Annotated in this window: 16 protein-coding genes; 12 read left to right on the top strand and 4 right to left on the bottom strand. The window is 58.4% G+C overall.

Annotation, left to right across the window (positions count from 1 at the left end):
- Position 1: 1 nt before the first annotated feature.
- Complete coding sequence (locus PSUM_RS26035) at positions 2 to 628, bottom strand: response regulator transcription factor (protein WP_008057539.1); 627 nt, start codon at positions 626 to 628, stop codon at positions 2 to 4.
- 523 nt (positions 629 to 1,151) lie between these two features.
- Between PSUM_RS26035 and PSUM_RS26030 the strand changes: the two genes are divergently transcribed.
- A complete protein-coding gene (locus PSUM_RS26030; protein WP_020799895.1) occupies positions 1,152 to 1,913 on the top strand; it encodes a hypothetical protein in 762 nt (253 codons plus the stop codon).
- Positions 1,914 to 1,989: 76 nt separating this feature from the next.
- On the opposite strand, the gene PSUM_RS26025 is transcribed toward PSUM_RS26030, so the two are convergent.
- Together PSUM_RS26025 and PSUM_RS26020 are read right to left on the bottom strand one after the other, a co-directional pair.
- Positions 1,990 to 3,207, bottom strand: a complete 1,218-nt coding sequence (locus tag PSUM_RS26025; RefSeq protein ID WP_020799894.1) for an argininosuccinate synthase — start codon at positions 3,205 to 3,207, stop codon at positions 1,990 to 1,992.
- 129 nt (positions 3,208 to 3,336) lie between these two features.
- Positions 3,337 to 4,242, bottom strand: a complete 906-nt coding sequence (locus PSUM_RS26020; RefSeq protein WP_020799893.1) for a flagellar protein MotY — start codon at positions 4,240 to 4,242, stop codon at positions 3,337 to 3,339.
- Positions 4,243 to 4,401: 159 nt separating this feature from the next.
- Between PSUM_RS26020 and pyrC the strand changes: the two genes are divergently transcribed.
- Together pyrC and rnt are read left to right on the top strand one after the other, a co-directional pair.
- Positions 4,402 to 5,448 (top strand): dihydroorotase, encoded by a 1,047-nt coding sequence (gene pyrC, locus PSUM_RS26015; RefSeq protein WP_020799892.1) that lies wholly within the window; start codon positions 4,402 to 4,404, stop codon positions 5,446 to 5,448.
- Positions 5,445 to 6,122, top strand: coding sequence for a ribonuclease T (rnt, locus tag PSUM_RS26010; protein WP_020799891.1), 678 nt, complete (start codon positions 5,445 to 5,447; stop codon positions 6,120 to 6,122). Before pyrC ends, rnt begins: the two co-directional genes overlap by 4 nt.
- A gap of 215 nt (positions 6,123 to 6,337) precedes the next feature.
- Here rnt and PSUM_RS26005 read toward each other — a convergent pair whose 3' ends face one another.
- The gene (locus tag PSUM_RS26005; RefSeq protein ID WP_020799890.1) at positions 6,338 to 6,940 is read right to left on the bottom strand and encodes a peroxiredoxin; all 603 of its coding nucleotides are present in this window, start codon (positions 6,938 to 6,940) and stop codon (positions 6,338 to 6,340) included.
- Between the two features lie 306 nt (positions 6,941 to 7,246).
- Here PSUM_RS26005 and PSUM_RS26000 point away from each other — a divergent pair, with 306 nt between their 5' ends.
- The 9 genes from PSUM_RS26000 (at position 7,247) to PSUM_RS25960 (ending at position 16,508) form a co-directional block, all read left to right on the top strand.
- On the top strand, positions 7,247 to 7,465 hold the full coding sequence (locus PSUM_RS26000; protein WP_020799889.1) for a bacterioferritin-associated ferredoxin: 219 nt from the start codon (positions 7,247 to 7,249) through the stop codon (positions 7,463 to 7,465).
- Positions 7,466 to 7,663: 198 nt separating this feature from the next.
- On the top strand, positions 7,664 to 8,140 hold the full coding sequence (gene bfr / locus PSUM_RS25995; protein WP_020799888.1) for a bacterioferritin: 477 nt from the start codon (positions 7,664 to 7,666) through the stop codon (positions 8,138 to 8,140).
- A 201-nt stretch (positions 8,141 to 8,341) separates the two neighbouring features.
- The gene (locus PSUM_RS25990) at positions 8,342 to 9,244 is read left to right on the top strand and encodes a chemotaxis protein CheV (protein WP_020799887.1); all 903 of its coding nucleotides are present in this window, start codon (positions 8,342 to 8,344) and stop codon (positions 9,242 to 9,244) included.
- A gap of 27 nt (positions 9,245 to 9,271) precedes the next feature.
- Positions 9,272 to 9,730: a GNAT family N-acetyltransferase gene (locus PSUM_RS25985; protein ID WP_033042996.1), complete on the top strand. Its 459-nt coding sequence runs from the start codon at positions 9,272 to 9,274 to the stop codon at positions 9,728 to 9,730.
- Positions 9,731 to 9,788: 58 nt separating this feature from the next.
- Positions 9,789 to 10,103 carry a hypothetical protein gene (locus PSUM_RS25980; RefSeq protein ID WP_020799885.1) on the top strand — a complete coding sequence of 105 codons (315 nt, stop codon included), beginning with the start codon at positions 9,789 to 9,791 and terminating at the stop codon, positions 10,101 to 10,103.
- A gap of 105 nt (positions 10,104 to 10,208) precedes the next feature.
- A complete protein-coding gene (locus PSUM_RS25975) occupies positions 10,209 to 11,369 on the top strand; it encodes an efflux RND transporter periplasmic adaptor subunit (protein ID WP_020799884.1) in 1,161 nt (386 codons plus the stop codon).
- Positions 11,366 to 14,467, top strand: coding sequence for a multidrug efflux RND transporter permease subunit (locus PSUM_RS25970; RefSeq protein WP_083349732.1), 3,102 nt, complete (start codon positions 11,366 to 11,368; stop codon positions 14,465 to 14,467). Before PSUM_RS25975 ends, PSUM_RS25970 begins: the two co-directional genes overlap by 4 nt.
- Before the next feature lie 9 nt (positions 14,468 to 14,476).
- Positions 14,477 to 15,154 (top strand): heavy metal response regulator transcription factor, encoded by a 678-nt coding sequence (locus tag PSUM_RS25965; protein ID WP_020799882.1) that lies wholly within the window; start codon positions 14,477 to 14,479, stop codon positions 15,152 to 15,154.
- Positions 15,144 to 16,508, top strand: a complete 1,365-nt coding sequence (locus tag PSUM_RS25960; protein WP_083349733.1) for a heavy metal sensor histidine kinase — start codon at positions 15,144 to 15,146, stop codon at positions 16,506 to 16,508. Before PSUM_RS25965 ends, PSUM_RS25960 begins: the two co-directional genes overlap by 11 nt.
- Positions 16,509 to 16,810: the final 302 nt, after the last annotated feature.

Below are 16,810 nucleotides of genomic sequence, written 5' to 3'. Positions count from 1 at the left end.
ATCATGCCAGGCCGTTACGCTGGGCGAGCTCGATCAGATCGACCAGGGAGCGCGCATTGAGTTTCAACAGCAGTCGGGTCTTGTAGGTACTGACGGTCTTGTTACTGAGAAACATCCCATCAGCAATTTCTTTATTGGTCTTGCCCCGGGCCAACTGCTGCAACACCATCATTTCCCGCCCTGAAAGACGATCCACCATATCGGCTTCACTGGCATTGCCAAGACTGGCACGCACTGTATGCAACGCCTGATTGGGGAAGTAACTGTAGCCTGACAAGACCGCCTTTATTGCACTGAGCAACTCCGTGAGATCCTGCTGTTTGCACACATACCCGGCGGCGCCGGACTGCATGCAGCGCATGGAAAAATGCCCAGGTGACTGAGAGGTTAATATCAGTACTTTCATCGGCATCGCAGCCGATGTCAGCCGCGCAATAACTTCCAGTCCATCCAGTTTCGGTATTCCAATATCCAGTATGACAATGTCCGGCATGTATTCTCGGGCCAGTTGCAATGCATCCACACCATTATCTGTTTCTGCAATGACTTCGTAGCCATGACGCTCCATCAGCATTCGTACCGCAAGACGAATGACGGGGTGATCATCCACAATCAGCACTTTATTCATGGGCAAGTCCAATTTCGCTATTCGATTTTTTAGAACCCGCACAATAGCCTAGTCGTTTCCCCCCTGGCATGTCGCTCCCCCCGGCCACTCGCACCCAGAGACATTCCCTACAGAAATTAGAGACTTTTCTTACAAAAAACCCAAGAAACCCCAGGACAGAAAACCTTAATTGAGGACTTGACTTTCCAATTGAGATTATTTTTTTGTATCGGCCTGCAACAAAATAACCTGGGGAATTTAATTTTCAGACAGCGAACAGACATGTATCGACCCGCCCCACAAACTCAAAGGTAACTAAGGTTATCCAATATCCTCTCCTCCCCAAAAATATCACACATGACTTATCAACTCGCCCTTACAGCAAAAACCAACACATCATCGCCCTTATGGAAACGGTAAACAGCAAGCGTGCCGGCCTGACATTAAATTACTTGAAAAATAAAAAACCCGGGATGCCCAAGATCAGTTAGATGCATTAAATTAAAAACAAACACCACACCAAATAACAGTACGAGGATAAAAAATGGATAAGCTCAAAAAAAGTATAAGCAACCCCATGACAGTGATTGCAATATTTGCAACTCTGTCAGAAACATCAGCGGCCGTTACATTGCCGTTCCTTGATGACGATGACAGAGACGTCTACATCTGGTTCCTGATCAGCTTTCCCTTTTATCTGCTGTTGCTATTCTTCGCAACGCTCAACTTCAACTATCGATCGCTGTACGCCCCCTCTGACTTTGAGAAGGGAAAACATTTCATAAAATTCATGGACGGAGCTGAGCAACCCGAAAACGGGAAGAATAGAAAGTCCGCTGGCAGGACATCAGGCAGTGGCGGCCGATCCACTCGCCGCCCCTCCAAGGCACAGGATCCACCTTCGAAATCGGTCCCTGGCGTCGCCCTTTCGGCGCTACACCGCCTACGCCTGCCTGAACGGTTGAGGGACCTGTATGTCGTTGATGCACGCGCGATGACAGGCAACGCCGAGCTCTGCCACTTGATGGAGAGCATTCACAACGAACCGGGGAAAGCTGCGCGTGCAGTCGTATTCCTCACCTGCAACGCGTCAGATTCAATACTGAAGGAAGGCGCGGAAAACCCTGTAAAACACGCGAAGAGATCCTGCCGCACTACATTTTGTGCTGCCTACAATTTGAATTCACAGGGCTTGACGGTCATTGATCAACAGTTGCCAAGCGACGCACGACAGCCCGTGGCGTTTGACGATCAATCTGAAGGGAAGGATGTGCGAGGAAAAAGCAAAAAGCCGGAAGTATGTTGATGCAGGCAGACACCCACTTTTCAAAATGTGTGGCCCCGTCGATGACCGGGCCACACATTCCATTACATCAAAGGTCTCAGAACAGCTTGCGACCTTTGTTCGCTGCGATACGCATGCGCAAGGCGTTGAGCTTGATGAAGCCCGCTGCGTCGGCCTGGTTGTACGCGCCGCCATCTTCTTCGAAAGTGGCAATGTTGGCGTCGAACAACGATTCGTCGGACTTGCGTCCGGTGACGATCACGTTGCCCTTGTACAGTTTCAGGCGAACCACACCATTCACGTGTGCCTGGGAGGCATCGATCATCTGTTGCAACATCAGACGCTCAGGGCTCCACCAGTAACCGGTGTAGATCAGGCTGGCGTACTTGGGCATCAGCTCGTCCTTGAGGTGAGCTACTTCGCGGTCCAGGGTGATCGATTCGATCGCACGGTGGGCACGCAGCATGATGGTGCCGCCAGGGGTTTCGTAGCAGCCACGGGACTTCATGCCCACGTAACGGTTTTCGACGATGTCCAGGCGGCCGATACCGTGCTCGCCACCGATGCGGTTCAGGGTCGCCAACACGGTGGCAGGAGTCATTTCGACGCCGTCCAGTGCCACGATATCGCCGTTGCGGTAGGTCAGCTCCAGGTACTGCGGTTTGTCGGGCGCTTTCTCCGGGGAGACGGTCCAACGCCACATGTCTTCTTCGTGTTCGGTCCAGGTGTCTTCCAGCACGCCGCCTTCATAGGAGATGTGCAGCAGGTTGGCATCCATCGAGTACGGGGATTTTTTCTTGCCGTGACGCTCGATCGGGATGGCGTGCTTTTCGGCGTAATCCATGAGCTTCTCGCGGGACAGCAGGTCCCACTCGCGCCATGGAGCGATCACTTTCACACCTGGTTTCAGGGCATAGGCGCCCAGTTCGAAACGAACCTGGTCGTTACCCTTGCCGGTGGCGCCGTGGGAAATGGCGTCAGCACCGGTTTCGTTGGCGATTTCGATCAGGCGTTTGGCGATCAACGGACGAGCGATGGAAGTACCCAGCAGGTACTCGCCTTCGTAAACGGTGTTGGCGCGGAACATCGGGAAAACGAAATCGCGCACGAACTCTTCGCGCAAGTCGTCGATGTAGATCTCTTTCACGCCCATGGCTTGAGCCTTGGCACGTGCAGGTTCGACCTCTTCGCCCTGACCCAGGTCAGCGGTGAAGGTCACCACTTCACAGTTATAAGTATCCTGCAGCCACTTGAGGATCACCGAAGTGTCCAGGCCGCCGGAATACGCCAGAACGACCTTGTTTACGTCCGCCATGCCATCACTCCACGGGGTTCTACGGAAAGCCGTCAAGTCTACCGCCCATACAGAATAATTTACAGTGGCGCGACAGCTTATGACGACGAAGCGACAGATTATGTCGAGAGCGCGACGATGACCGAAGGGTCAGGAAGTTGCCGAAGCGGTGGGCTTCGTCGCTTGAGGGGCCACCTGCTCCGCGGGGGCTCCCCGCTCCAGGCGTATCGCCACCCGGCGGTTTTTCGCCCGGTTGATGTTGCTGGTATTGGGTGCCAGTGGATAGCGCTCGCCATGGAAACGCAGGGTGATCTGTGACTCCTGGATGCCGTTGGCCTTGAAAAACTCCATCACCGCCAGCGCCCGGCGCCGTGACAGGTCACGGTTGGTCAGGCGATTGCCGCTGTTGTCGGAGTGGCCGTCCAGTTCGATGCGATTGACGGTCGGATCGGCCTTCATGTATTCCAGCATGACTTGCAGCCTGGCTTTGGCGGGCCCGTCCAGATCGATACCGCCACCGGGAAAGCCGACCTGGGATTGCTTCACCTGATCGAAGTTCTGCGGCAGCAACTTGGCCACGCAGCCCTGATAATCGGCAAACGCCTTGTTGAACCTGACCGGCAACAAACGCACCTCCGATACCCGGCCATCGCCCGAGGAGTGCCGGACCACGGGGCTGCGTCCGTCGATCAGGCCGCTGATCAAGCGTCCGGCCTGGGCCTGTGAGCTGTTGAACAGGACATTGCCGCTGCCGATCCGTACCGTGCCCAGATTGATATCACCACGTCCTGGCTGCCAAGGCGCGGCGGCGGCCAACAAAGTGGCAGAACCACCGCCCATCATTGCGTTGTACGCATTCAAACGAAATATCGCCTGCTCGCCAGCGCGGCGCACGAACTGGCCCGAGCCGAAATCAGTGACCGGCTGCGTCAGCCGGCACTCGAACTTGTCGCCTTCGACCGTCCACTCAATGCTCTCCAGGCGAGTCTGGAAAGTGAGTGCCATTGCGGGAAGGCTGGCAAACACACTGAGCAAGGCTAAATAACGCTGGCGCACGGGAGGCTCCACTGGCTTCTACGACAAAAAGACCGACACACAGATGTTTACGGCATACCTGTTGGATATCGGAAGCTTCCCGTAAAACTTGATAGCGGGTGCCTGCAAGAGTCTTTTCCGGTAGCATTCCCTTGAGTTTGACCCGCCTGGAATCCCCTCATGTCCGACCGCCTGACCCTGCTGCGTCCCGACGACTGGCATATTCATCTTCGCGATGGTGCCGTGTTGACCAATACCGTCGCGGATGTCGCGCGCACCTTTGGCCGCGCCATCATCATGCCCAACCTGGTACCGCCGGTGCGCAATGCGGCTGAAGCCGACGGCTATCGCCAGCGGATTCTCGCTGCCCGCCCGGCCGGCAGCCCGTTTGAACCGCTGATGGTCCTGTACCTCACCGACCGCACCCAGCCTGAAGAAATTCGCGAGGCCAAGGCCAGCGGTTTCGTTCACGCCGCCAAGCTGTACCCGGCCGGCGCGACCACCAACTCGGACTCGGGCGTCACCAGCATCGACAAGATTTTCCCTGCACTCGAGGCCATGGCCGAAGTCGGGATGCCTTTGCTGATCCACGGTGAAGTCACCCGCGGCGATGTCGACGTGTTCGACCGCGAAAAAATCTTCATCGATGAGCACATGCGTCGGGTGGTCGAGCGTTTCCCGACGCTCAAGGTGGTGTTCGAACACATCACCACCGCCGACGCCGTGCAGTTCGTCAACTCGGCTTCGGCCAACGTTGGCGCGACCATCACCGCGCATCACCTGCTGTACAACCGCAATCACATGCTGGTGGGTGGAATTCGGCCGCACTTCTATTGCTTGCCGATCCTCAAGCGCAATACGCACCAGGAAGCCCTGCTCGACGCCGCCACCAGCGGCAGCGAAAAGTTCTTCCTCGGCACCGATTCGGCGCCCCACGCCCAGCACGCCAAAGAAGCCGCTTGCGGCTGCGCCGGCTGCTACACCGCCTATGCGGCGATCGAGATGTACGCCGAGGCGTTCGAACAACGTAACGCGCTGGACAAGCTCGAAGCCTTCGCCAGCCTCAACGGCCCGCGTTTCTATGGCCTGCCGGCCAACACCGATCGCATTACCCTGGTCCGCGAAGAATGGACCGCCCCGACCAGCCTGCCGTTTGGCGAGTTGACCGTTATCCCGCTGCGCGCCGGTGAAAAACTGCGCTGGCGCCTGCTGGAGGAACACGCGTGAGTGAAGACCATTTCGACGACGAACAGGAAGGTCAAGGCGGTGGTGGCGGTTCCCGTCATCCAATGGCCGCCAGGTTTCGTGGCTACCTGCCGGTTGTCGTCGACGTAGAAACCGGTGGTTTCAACTCGGCCACCGACGCCCTGCTGGAAATTGCTGCAACCACGATCGCCATGGATGAAAAGGGTTTTGTGTACCCCGATCACACCTACTTCTTCAGGGTCGAGCCTTTTGAAGGTGCGAACATTGAAGCGGCAGCCCTGGAGTTCACCGGGATCAAGCTTGATCACCCGCTGCGCATGGCCGTGACTGAAGAAGCGGCGCTGAACGATATCTTCCGCGGCGTGCGCAAGGCACTCAAGGCCAACGGCTGCAAACGGGCGATTCTGGTTGGGCACAACAGCAGCTTCGACCTGGGCTTCCTCAACGCCGCGGTTGCGCGCCTGGACATGAAGCGTAACCCGTTCCATCCATTTTCCAGTTTCGATACCGCGACGCTCGCGGGCCTGGCTTACGGTCAAACCGTGCTGGCCAAGGCCTGTCAGGCCGCCGATATCGACTTCGACGGTCGCGAGGCGCATTCGGCTCGCTACGACACCGAGAAGACTGCCGAGCTGTTCTGCGGCATCGTCAACCGCTGGAAACAAATGGGTGGTTGGGAAGATTTCGACGATTGATTGAAGATTTTCTGCCCTTTGCTCTTTGTAGGAGCCGAGCTTGCTCGCGATGGTCGTGAACGATAACGCGGGCAGTCTGGATTCCCGCGGTGTTCTTGAGTCCATCGTCGGAGCGCCGCCCGGAGCATGCTCGCTCCTACAGGGGTCTTGCGTTTACTCCGCGCATAAAAAAACCGGCCTCAAGGGCCGGTTTTTTTGTACCTGGAGCGTGTGCCTTACAGCGCAGCAGCGTGCTCGGTCAGGTAAGCCGCAACGCCTTCTGGCGAAGCGTTCATACCTTTGTCGCCTTTTTTCCAGTTGGCAGGGCAAACTTCACCGTGCTCTTCGTGGAATTGCAGGGCGTCAACCAGACGCAGCAGCTCTTCCATGTTACGGCCCAGCGGCAGGTCGTTGATGATCTGCGAGCGGACAACGCCTTTGTCGTCGATCAGGAAGGCGCCACGGAATGCCACGCCGTCAGCGGACTGAACGTCGTAGGCCTTCATGACTTCCTGCTTGATGTCGGCAGCCATGGTGTAACGAACTGCGCCGATACCGCCGTCGTTAACCGGGGTGTTGCGCCATGCGTTGTGGGTGAAGTGCGAGTCGATCGACACAGCGACCACTTCAACGTTGCGCGCCTTGAACTCAGACATGCGGTTGTCCAGAGCGATCAGCTCCGACGGGCAAACGAAGGTGAAGTCCAGCGGGTAGAAGAACACCAGGCCGTATTTGCCTTTGATGGCCGACGACAGGGTGAAGCTGTCTACGATTTCGCCATTGCCGAGTACGGCCGGTACGGTGAAGTCAGGGGCTTGTTTGCCTACGAGTACGCTCATTGGATATCTCCTGGTGTAGAAGCGTTAAGAACAAGGTTTGCATCAGCCTGCCACCCTCAGGCGACAGCCCTGTGACACAAACCCGTTTCGAAAAGACCGGCCATCATACACCGCGTTTTTGGCGTGTCCGTAACGGTTTCTCCCCTGAGCGTAAAAAAGGACGAAGGGTCATCAGGATGGCAGCACACTGCGGACCAACCGTTCGTCAGACCTGGCAAAAAGTGCTCTCAAAGCACTTTGACAATCATTCTCGTTAACATTAAGATCCATCGCATTCGAGACATCAACAAGCGACGGTCTTCACTTATGTATGTTTGCCTCTGCACTGGCGTCACCGACGGCCAAATCCGCGATGCGATCTATGAAGGATGCTGCAGCTACAAGGAAGTGCGCCAGGCCACCGGCGTTGCCAGTCAATGCGGCAAATGTGCCTGCCTTGCCAAGGAAGTGGTCCGCGAGACCCTGACCAAGTTGCAGACGGCCCAGGCTTCGATCCCGTTTCCAGTTGAATTTACTGCCGCCTAAATCCCGCATTTCAAAGAACCGGACTCATGTCCGGTTTTTTTATGTCTGCAAATCAACTGCTTAGGCGCTAGACGCGGAACACAAACATTCTTATTCCGATTAATTTTTATATATGATTCAATAACTTAGGTTTGACACTCTTAGTAGTGCGGCTCAAACTCTGCCTTATAGACAGCTAATACAGGGCAGGACCCCATCATGAAAGGCGACGTTACAGTCATCCAGCATCTCAACAAGATCCTTGCCAATGAACTGGTCGCGATCAATCAATACTTCCTGCATGCACGCATGTACGAAGATTGGGGCCTGAACAAGCTCGGCAAGCACGAGTACCACGAATCCATCGACGAGATGAAGCACGCGGACAAGCTGATCAAGCGCATCCTGTTCCTTGAAGGCCTGCCGAACGTCCAGGACCTGGGCAAGCTGCAAATCGGCGAGCACACCCAGGAAATGCTTGAGTGTGACCTGCGTATCGAGAAGACTGGCCATGCCGACCTGAAAGCGGCCATCGCGCATTGTGAAACAGCGGGCGACTTCGGCAGCCGTGAATTGCTTGAAGATATCCTTGAATCCGAAGAAGAACATATCGACTGGCTGGAAACCCAACTGGGACTGATCGACAAGATCGGAATCGAGAACTACCTGCAATCGCAGATGGGCGACGACGAGTAAGTTCTACACTGCCCGCCTCGATGTAACAGAAGGCCCCGCGCTCTTTTAAAGAGACGGGGCTTTTTTGTTTCAATTTGCCAATGTCTCAACCGGCCCAGGGGATTTTTCCTAAAGCCTGCTCCCCACAAGTCGATAACCTGGCATCGATAGCCGTGGGTGATCCACTGATCGCCTCACCACCTTTTTCCACAGAAGGTTTTTATGTCCTCCACCAAAGCCCGCGCAGATTCACTTTCGCTTCTGCTGTTTACCTTGCGCAGTGGCAAGCTGATGGCGATCAACCTGCTCAAAGTCAGTGAAATCATCCCTTGCCCACCACTGACCAAACTCCCCGAATCGCACCCCCATGTCAAAGGCATCGCCACCCTGCGCGGCACGTCGTTGTCGGTAATCGACCTCAGCCGCGCCATCGGTGAGCGTCCGCTGGAAGACCCTGACGGTGGGTGCCTGATCGTCACTGACGTCAGCCGCTCCAAGCAAGGCTTGCATGTCCAGGCGGTGAGCAAGATCGTGCACTGCCTGACCACCGACATCCGTCCGCCACCCTTCGGCTCTGGCGGTTCGCGCTCGTACATCACCGGCGTGACCTCGGTCGACGGTACTCTGGTGCAGGTGCTGGACATCGAGAAGGTCATCCATGGCATCGCCCCGGTCCCCATCGACATGGCGCCGACCGAGCTCAGCATGGAAGACGCAGAAATACTGGGCAGCGCTCGTATCCTGGTGGTCGATGACAGCCAGGTGGCGCTGCAGCAATCGGTGCACACCTTGCGCAACCTGGGCCTCCAATGCCATACGGCCCGCAGCGCCAAGGAAGCCATCGACTGCCTGCTGGACCTGCAAGGCACCGCCCAGCAGATCAACCTGATCGTCTCGGACATCGAAATGTCCGAAATGGACGGCTACGCCTTCACCCGTACCCTGCGTGAAACCCCGGACTTCGCGCACCTCTACGTGCTGCTGCATACCTCCCTGGACAGTGCGATGAACAGCGAAAAGGCGCGGCTCGCGGGGGCCAATGCGGTATTGACCAAGTTCTCTTCGCCGGAACTGACCAAGTGCCTGATCGACGCGGCCAAGGCTGTCGCCGAACAAGGTCGTTGAGTCTTGAACGAGCAATTCTGCTATCTCATGCGGCGCAGTCTCGCGCGAGGCGTGCCCGCCCCCGCCTGGCCTCAGGGGATCGTCCTGACCGGCTATCGTCCCGATCAGGCAGAAGAGGTTCACGACTTGCTGGAATTGGGTTACTCCCAAGGAGGCGGCCGCGTCCCGGCCCTGGACGAATGGCAACAGCGTTTTGAATCCGATCCTGAATATGATCCGGCCTTGTGCTTCATCGCCCTGGATGCCCAGGGTATCGCGGGTGTGTGTCAGTGCTGGACCAGCGCCTACATCAAGGATCTGGTGGTGCATCCGCGGGCGCAAGGCCGGGGCTTGGGGCGAGCGTTGCTGCTCAATGCCTTCAAGGTGTTTCAACTGCGGCGCGAAGGGTATGTCGATTTGAAAGTGCTGGAAGACAACGTTCGCGCACAGCAGTTGTATGAAAGGGCTGGGATGCATGTAGTCCGCCGGGAACCAGTGCCGGTCTGACCCAGACCTTCAGGCATACTCAGGCCTTGGCCCACACCCGCCCAAGGATCACCAAACCATGAAAGCCGTCACCCTCACCTTCGTTTGCCTCACGGCCCTCGCTACCCAGGCCCAGGCCTCCAGCCCCGACGCCTGGGCCGCCTTCGACAAAGCCGTACTCGCCAGCTGCACCAAGGCCAGCGGTCTGGCCAATGCCAAACCCGTCGGCAACGCCGCGCAGTTCGATGATCGGGTCGGTTACACCGCGCTGCTGCTGCAAGGCCAGTACCCGCAAAAGCACATGAAAGGCCGACAAGGAACCGAACTGTGCCTCTACAACAAGAAAAGCAAAACAGCCTACGTGACCGAATGGGACTCCATACGCCCAAACTGACACCGCTGTCAGTCAGCAGTCACTTTCCTGACCGGGTCACAGGGATATAACGTAGATAGACAAAGCTGCGCACACTTCCACTTTCCGACCCGGCGCCCCTCTCGCATGCGAACTCAGAAAAAAACCGTTGTTATTGCAGCCTTTCTGATCGTGCTGGTAGCGCTGGGTGCGTGGTACCTGGGCAAACCCTCTGCAGCCCGGGTAACTACACAGGCCGCCATTCCGGTACGCGTGGTCAACGTGGTCGAAAAAGACGTGCCCCGCTATGTCAGCGGTATCGGTTCAGTGCTATCGCTGCACAGCGTGGTAGTCCGTCCGCAAATCGACGGCATCCTCACCAGGATCCTGGTCAAGGAAGGCCAACTGGTGAGCAAAGGTGATTTGCTGGCCACGATCGACGACCGATCGATCCGCGCCAGTCTGGACCAGGCCAGGGCGCAACTGGGCGAAAGCCAGGCGCAATTGCAAGTGGCCCAGGTCAATCTCAAGCGCTACAAACTGTTGAGCGTCGACGACGGGGTGTCCAAACAGACCTACGACCAGCAACAAGCGCTGGTCAACCAGCTAAAGGCCACGGCCCAAGGCAACCAGGCTTCGATTGACGCAGCCCAGGTGCAATTGTCGTACACACAGATTCGCTCCCCAGTCAGTGGTCGCGTCGGTATTCGTACGGTGGATGAAGGCAACTTCCTGCGCATGACGGACACCCAGGGACTGTTCACGGTGACCCAGATCGACCCTATCGCCGTGGAATTCTCCCTGCCGCAGCAGATGCTGCCGACCCTGCAAGGCCTGATCAACGATCCACAACATGCCAAGGTCAAGGCCTACATCGGTGCCGACACCGATGGTGAAACCGGCAACCTGCTGGGCGAAGGCCACTTGACCCTGATCGACAACCAGATCAACGCCAACACCGGCACCATCCGCGCCAAGGCCGAATTCAATAATCCCGGGCAAAAACTCTGGCCAGGCCTGTTGGTGACAGTAAAGATCCAGACAGCGCTGGATAAAGATGCGCTGGTCGTACCGCCCACCGTCGTGCAGCGTGGCCTCGATCAGCACTTCGTCTATCGGGTGAATGGCAACAAGGTCGAAACCGTACCGGTGCAGATGGTTCATCAAAGTAGCGGTCAGAGCATCATCAAAGGGGTGAAACCCGGTGACGTGCTGGTCAGTGATGGCCAGTCGCGGCTCAAGCCCGGTGCTACCGTGCAAGTACTCACCGACCCGCCGCAGGTCGTAAAATCGGAGTCGGCGCCATGAAAGGCCAGGGTTCGGTATCCGCCTGGTGCATTGACCACCCTGTGGCGACGATTCTGCTGACGTTTTCCCTGGTGCTGCTGGGGGCGATTGCCTTCCCGCGCCTGTCCATCGCGCCGCTTCCGCAAGCAGAATTTCCGACGATACAGGTGGCCGCGCAACTGCCGGGGGCCAGCCCGGAAACCATGGCCTCATCGGTGGCCACACCCCTTGAAGTGCAGTTCAGCGCCATTCCCGGCGTGACGCAAATGACCTCGAGCAGCGCCCTGGGCTCAACCAACCTGACCCTGCAATTCACCCTCGACAAGAGCATCGATACCGCCGCCCAGGAGGTCCAGGCCGCGATCAACACCGCGGCAGGCAAACTGCCCAAGGACATGCCGAACCTGCCGACCTGGCGCAAGGTCAATCCGGCCGACAGCCCGGTACTGATCCTCAGCGTCAACTCGTCCCTGATGCCCGGCCCGGAGCTCAGCGACCTGGTGGAAACCCTGTTGTCCCGTCAGATCAGTCAGATCGACGGTGTCGGCCAGGTCGTGATTACCGGCCAGCAACGTCCGGCGATTCGTGTCCAGGTCTCGGCAGACAAACTCGCCGCCATTGGCCTGACCCTCGCCGATATTCGCCTGGCGATCCAGCAGACCAGCCTCAACCTTGCCAAAGGTGCGCTGTATGGGGAATCGAGCATCTCGACCCTGTCCACCAACGACCAGTTGTTCCATCCTGAGGAATACAACCAACTGATCGTTTCCTACAAGGACGGCGCACCGGTCCATCTCAGGGATGTCGCCAAAGTCGTCAACGGCTCGGAAGATGCCTACGTCCAGGCTTGGGCGGGCACCCAACCGGGCGTCAACCTGGTGATCTTCCGCCAACCGGGGGCCAACATCGTCGAGACCGTGGACCGCATTCAAGCGGCGCTCCCGAGCCTGGAAGCGATGCTCCCGGCTTCGGTGCAGGTCAAGACACTGATTGACCGCACGCAGACTATCCGCGCTTCGCTGCATGAAGTGGAAATCACCCTGTTGATCGCGATCATGCTGGTGGTGGCGGTGATGGCGCTGTTCCTGCGCCAGCTCTCGGCAACCCTGATCGTGTCGGCAGTACTGGGGGTTTCACTGATCGCCAGTTTTGCATTGATGTACGTGATGGGCTTCAGCCTGAACAACCTGACACTGGTGGCAATCGTGGTGGCCGTGGGGTTTGTGGTCGACGATGCGATCGTGGTGGTGGAAAACATCCACCGCCACCTGGAGGCAGGCGACGGTATGCGCGAGGCCGCGATCAAGGGCGCCGGAGAAATCGGCTTCACGGTGGTATCGATCAGTTTCTCGCTGGTCGCGGCGTTCATTCCGCTGCTGTTCATGGGCGGCGTGGTCGGACGCCTGTTCAAGGAGTTCGCCCTGACCGCCACCGCCACCATCATGATTTCGGTGGTCGTGTCGCTGACGTTGGCGCCCACCCTGGCAGCGCTGTTCATGCGCGCGCCGGTGCATCACGCCCACGACAAGCCCGGCTTCGGCGAACGCCTGCTCGCGCTGTACGAAAAAGGCCTGCGCCGCGCGCTCGCTCACCAGAAGTTGATGATCGGCGTATTCGGTCTGTCGCTGGCCCTGGCCGTTGCCGGTTACATTTTTATTCCCAAGGGCTTCTTCCCGATCCAGGACACCGGGTTTGTCCTCGGCACAACCGAAGCCGCCGCTGATATTTCCTACGGCGACATGGTGAAAAAACACTTGGCGATGGCTGAAATCGTCGCTGCCGACCCCGCCGTCGAGACCTTCTCGCACTCGGTCGGGGTGTCGGGCAGCAACCAGACCATCGCCAACGGCCGCTTCTGGATCGCCTTGAAAAAACGCGGCGACCGCGATGTTTCAGCCAGCGAATTCATCGACCGTATTCGCCCGCAATTGATGAAAGTTCCGGGCATCATCCTGTACCTGCGCGCCGGGCAAGACATCAACCTCAGCTCCGGCCCGAGCCGGGCCCAGTACCAGTACGTGCTCAAGAGCAACGACGGTACAATCCTGAGCACCTGGACCCAGCGCCTGACGGAAAAACTGCGCGGCAACCCGGCCTTCCGCGACATTTCCAACGACCTGCAACTGGGCGGCAGCATCACCCACATCAGCATCGACCGCAGTGCCGCGGCACGCTTTGGCCTGACGGCCAGCGATGTCGACGAAGCGCTGTACGACGCCTTCGGCCAGCGCCAGATCAACGAATTCCAGACCCAGATCAATCAGTACAACGTGATCCTGGAACTGGACACGCGCCAGCGCGGCAAGGCCGAAAGCCTTAACTACTTCTATCTGCGCTCGCCCCTGAGCGGGGAAATGGTGCCGCTGTCGGCCCTGGCGAAATTCGATGCGCCCACGGTGGGGCCGCTGTCCATCGCCCATGACGGCATGTTTCCGGCCGCCAACCTGTCGTTCAACCTGGCGCCCGGTGTGGCCCTGGGCGATGCGGTGATCATGCTCAACCAGGCCAAGGTCGACATCGGCATGCCAACGGCCATCAGCGGTAACTTCCAGGGCGCGGCCCAGGCGTTCCAGAGTTCGCTGGCCAGTCAGCCATGGTTGATCCTGGCGGCGCTGGTGGCGGTTTACATCATTCTTGGCGTGCTCTACGAGAGCTTCGTCCACCCGCTGACGATCATCTCGACACTGCCCTCGGCCGGGTTGGGCGCAGTGATCATGCTGTGGATCTGCGGCCAGGACTTTTCGATCATGGCGCTGATCGGGCTGGTGCTACTGATCGGCATCGTCAAGAAAAACGGCATCCTGATGATCGACTTCGCGCTCGACGCGCAGCGCAAGGGTGGCCTGGCGCCGGAGGAAGCGATCTTCCAGGCGTGCCTCACGCGGTTCCGCCCGATCATCATGACCACCCTCGCCGCACTGCTCGGCGCCCTGCCGCTGATGCTCGGCTATGGCACCGGCGCCGAACTGCGCCAACCCCTGGGGATCGCGGTGGTCGGCGGCCTGCTGGTGAGCCAGGCACTGACGCTGTTCACCACGCCGGTCATATACTTATGGCTTGAACGACTCTTCCATAGGCCCAAGCCCGCGCCCGTGCCGGCGCTGGCGAGCACAGACTGAGGCGGGGTCATGCGCGTCCTGATTATCGAAGACGAAGAAAAAACCGCGGACTATCTTCACCGCGGCCTGACGGAACAGGGTTACACCGTGGACCTGGCCCGCGATGGCGTGGAAGGCCTGCACCTGGCGCTGGAAAGCGACTACGCGGTGATCGTCCTCGACGTGATGCTGCCGGCCCTCGACGGTTTCGGTGTATTGCGCGCCTTGCGTGCGCGCAAACAAACGCCGGTGATCATGCTCACCGCCCGCGAACGGGTCGAAGACCGCATCAAGGGCCTGCGCGACGGTGCCGACGACTACCTGGGCAAGCCATTTTCCTTCCTCGAACTGGTGGCACGCCTGCAGGCGCTGACCCGGCGCAGCGGTGGCCACGAGCCGGTGCAAGTGAGCATCGCCGACCTGTGGATAGATTTGATCAGCCGCAAGGCCACCCGCGCCGGCACACGCCTGGACCTGACAGCCAAGGAGTTCTCGCTGCTCAGTGTTCTGGCCCGTCGCCAGGGTGAAATCCTGTCGAAGACGGCCATCGCCGAAATGGTCTGGGACATCAATTTCGACAGCGACGCCAACGTCGTCGAAGTCGCGATCAAACGCTTGCGAGCCAAGCTCGATGGGCCATTCGAAGAGAAATTGCTGCACACGATTCGTGGCATGGGTTATGTACTGGAGAGCCGTGGTGTCCAGTAATAGCATTGCGCTGCGCCTGAGCGGGATGTTTACCCTGGTGGCGCTGCTGGTGTTCCTGTTGATCGGCTGGGCGCTGTACCAACAGGTCGACAAAGGTTTGGGGTTGTTGCCCGAAGCCGAACTGGACGCGCGCTACAGCGTGCTCGAATCGACCGTCGGCCGTTACGGCACGCCCGAGCACTGGGTGAAGATCAATAACAAGCTCAAGCTGCTCGGCGAAGAAGACAAGCGCATCAGTTTCTGGATCGTCAGCGGCGATCCCCAGTACGAATACGGCAATCCGACCCCGAGCATCCGTGCCTTCGCCGAAGGACCGTTGGGCATGCGCGACTTGCAACTGGCGGATCACCCCTACCCGCTGAAAGTGCTGGTCAGCCAATTCCCGGCCAAGGATCAGCGCCCGCCCCTGCGATTCATGATCGGTATCGACACCGAAACTTTTTACCATACCCAGCACCAGTTGCTGATCGCCCTGATCAGCCTGGCGGTTATCGGCGTGCTGATGGCCTCGGCGCTGGGTTACTGGGTGGCGCGGATCGGGCTCAAACCATTGATCAAGCTATCCCAGGAAGCCCTGCGCCTGGCCCCGCCATTGCGTTCAGGTCGCTTGCGCCTGTCGTCGCTGCCCCCTGAGTTGAATCAATTCGTCGACTCGTTCAACTCGACACTGGAACGGGTCGAACAGGCGTACTCGCGCCTGGAATCGTTCAACGCCGATGTCGCCCATGAACTGCGCTCGCCGCTGACCAACCTGATCGGCCAGACCCAGGTCGCGCTTACACGCGGGCGTTCGGCGGAACACTATTTCGAGGTGCTGCAATCGAACCTTGAAGAACTTGAACGGCTGCGCTCGATCATCAATGACATGCTGTTCCTGGCCAGCGCCGACCAGGGCAGCAAGGCCACCAAACTGACCTCCACCTCACTGGCGGAGGAAGTGGCGACGACCCTGGAATATCTGGACTTCATTCTCGAGGACGCCCAGGTACAGGTTCAGGTCAGCGGCGATGCCCAGGTGCGAATCGAGATCGCCCACCTGCGCCGGGCCTTGATCAACCTGCTCAACAACGCCGTGCAGCACACCGACCCCGGACAAGTCATCAAGGTGCGAATCGAAGCAGGCGAGCACCAGGTCAGCATCGGCGTCGCCAACCCGGGCGCACCGATTTCCAGCGAGCATCTGCCGCGCCTGTTCGAACGCTTCTACCGGGTCGATGCCTCACGCAGCAACAGTGGCAACAACCACGGGTTGGGCCTGGCCATCGTCAAGGCGATTGCCCTGATGCATGGCGGCGATGTGTTCGTGCGCAGCGACCATGGCATGAATACCTTTGGCATGCATTTGCCCGTCTGAGGCCCCACGCTCCCTCCCCCCCGAAAACAGGCCGACCGGCAGGCCGCCTCGTTTTGGGTGTTGCTCGTTGATCCGTGCCGCGTCGAAGCCTGTGGGAGATTGTTGTCTGAGTACATATCCATTGCTGCGGAGTACATATCCGTTGCTGCGGTAACGGCCACTTATGGTTTCGCTCTTACAGCGACTCCCTTTTTCAAACGCCAAAAAGGAAGCAAAAGGCTTTGCCCGGTATGACTCACCCACATAGGTAACAAAACAGTTCAAGCACATAGGTAACAGTTTTTAACTGGCACTGGTCGATT

It is taken from the genome of Pseudomonas umsongensis (genome assembly GCF_002236105.1).
GTDB lineage: Bacteria > Pseudomonadota > Gammaproteobacteria > Pseudomonadales > Pseudomonadaceae > Aquipseudomonas > Aquipseudomonas umsongensis.
Note: the sequence above shows the minus strand (reverse complement) of the source record. Positions and strands in the feature narration are given on the sequence as shown.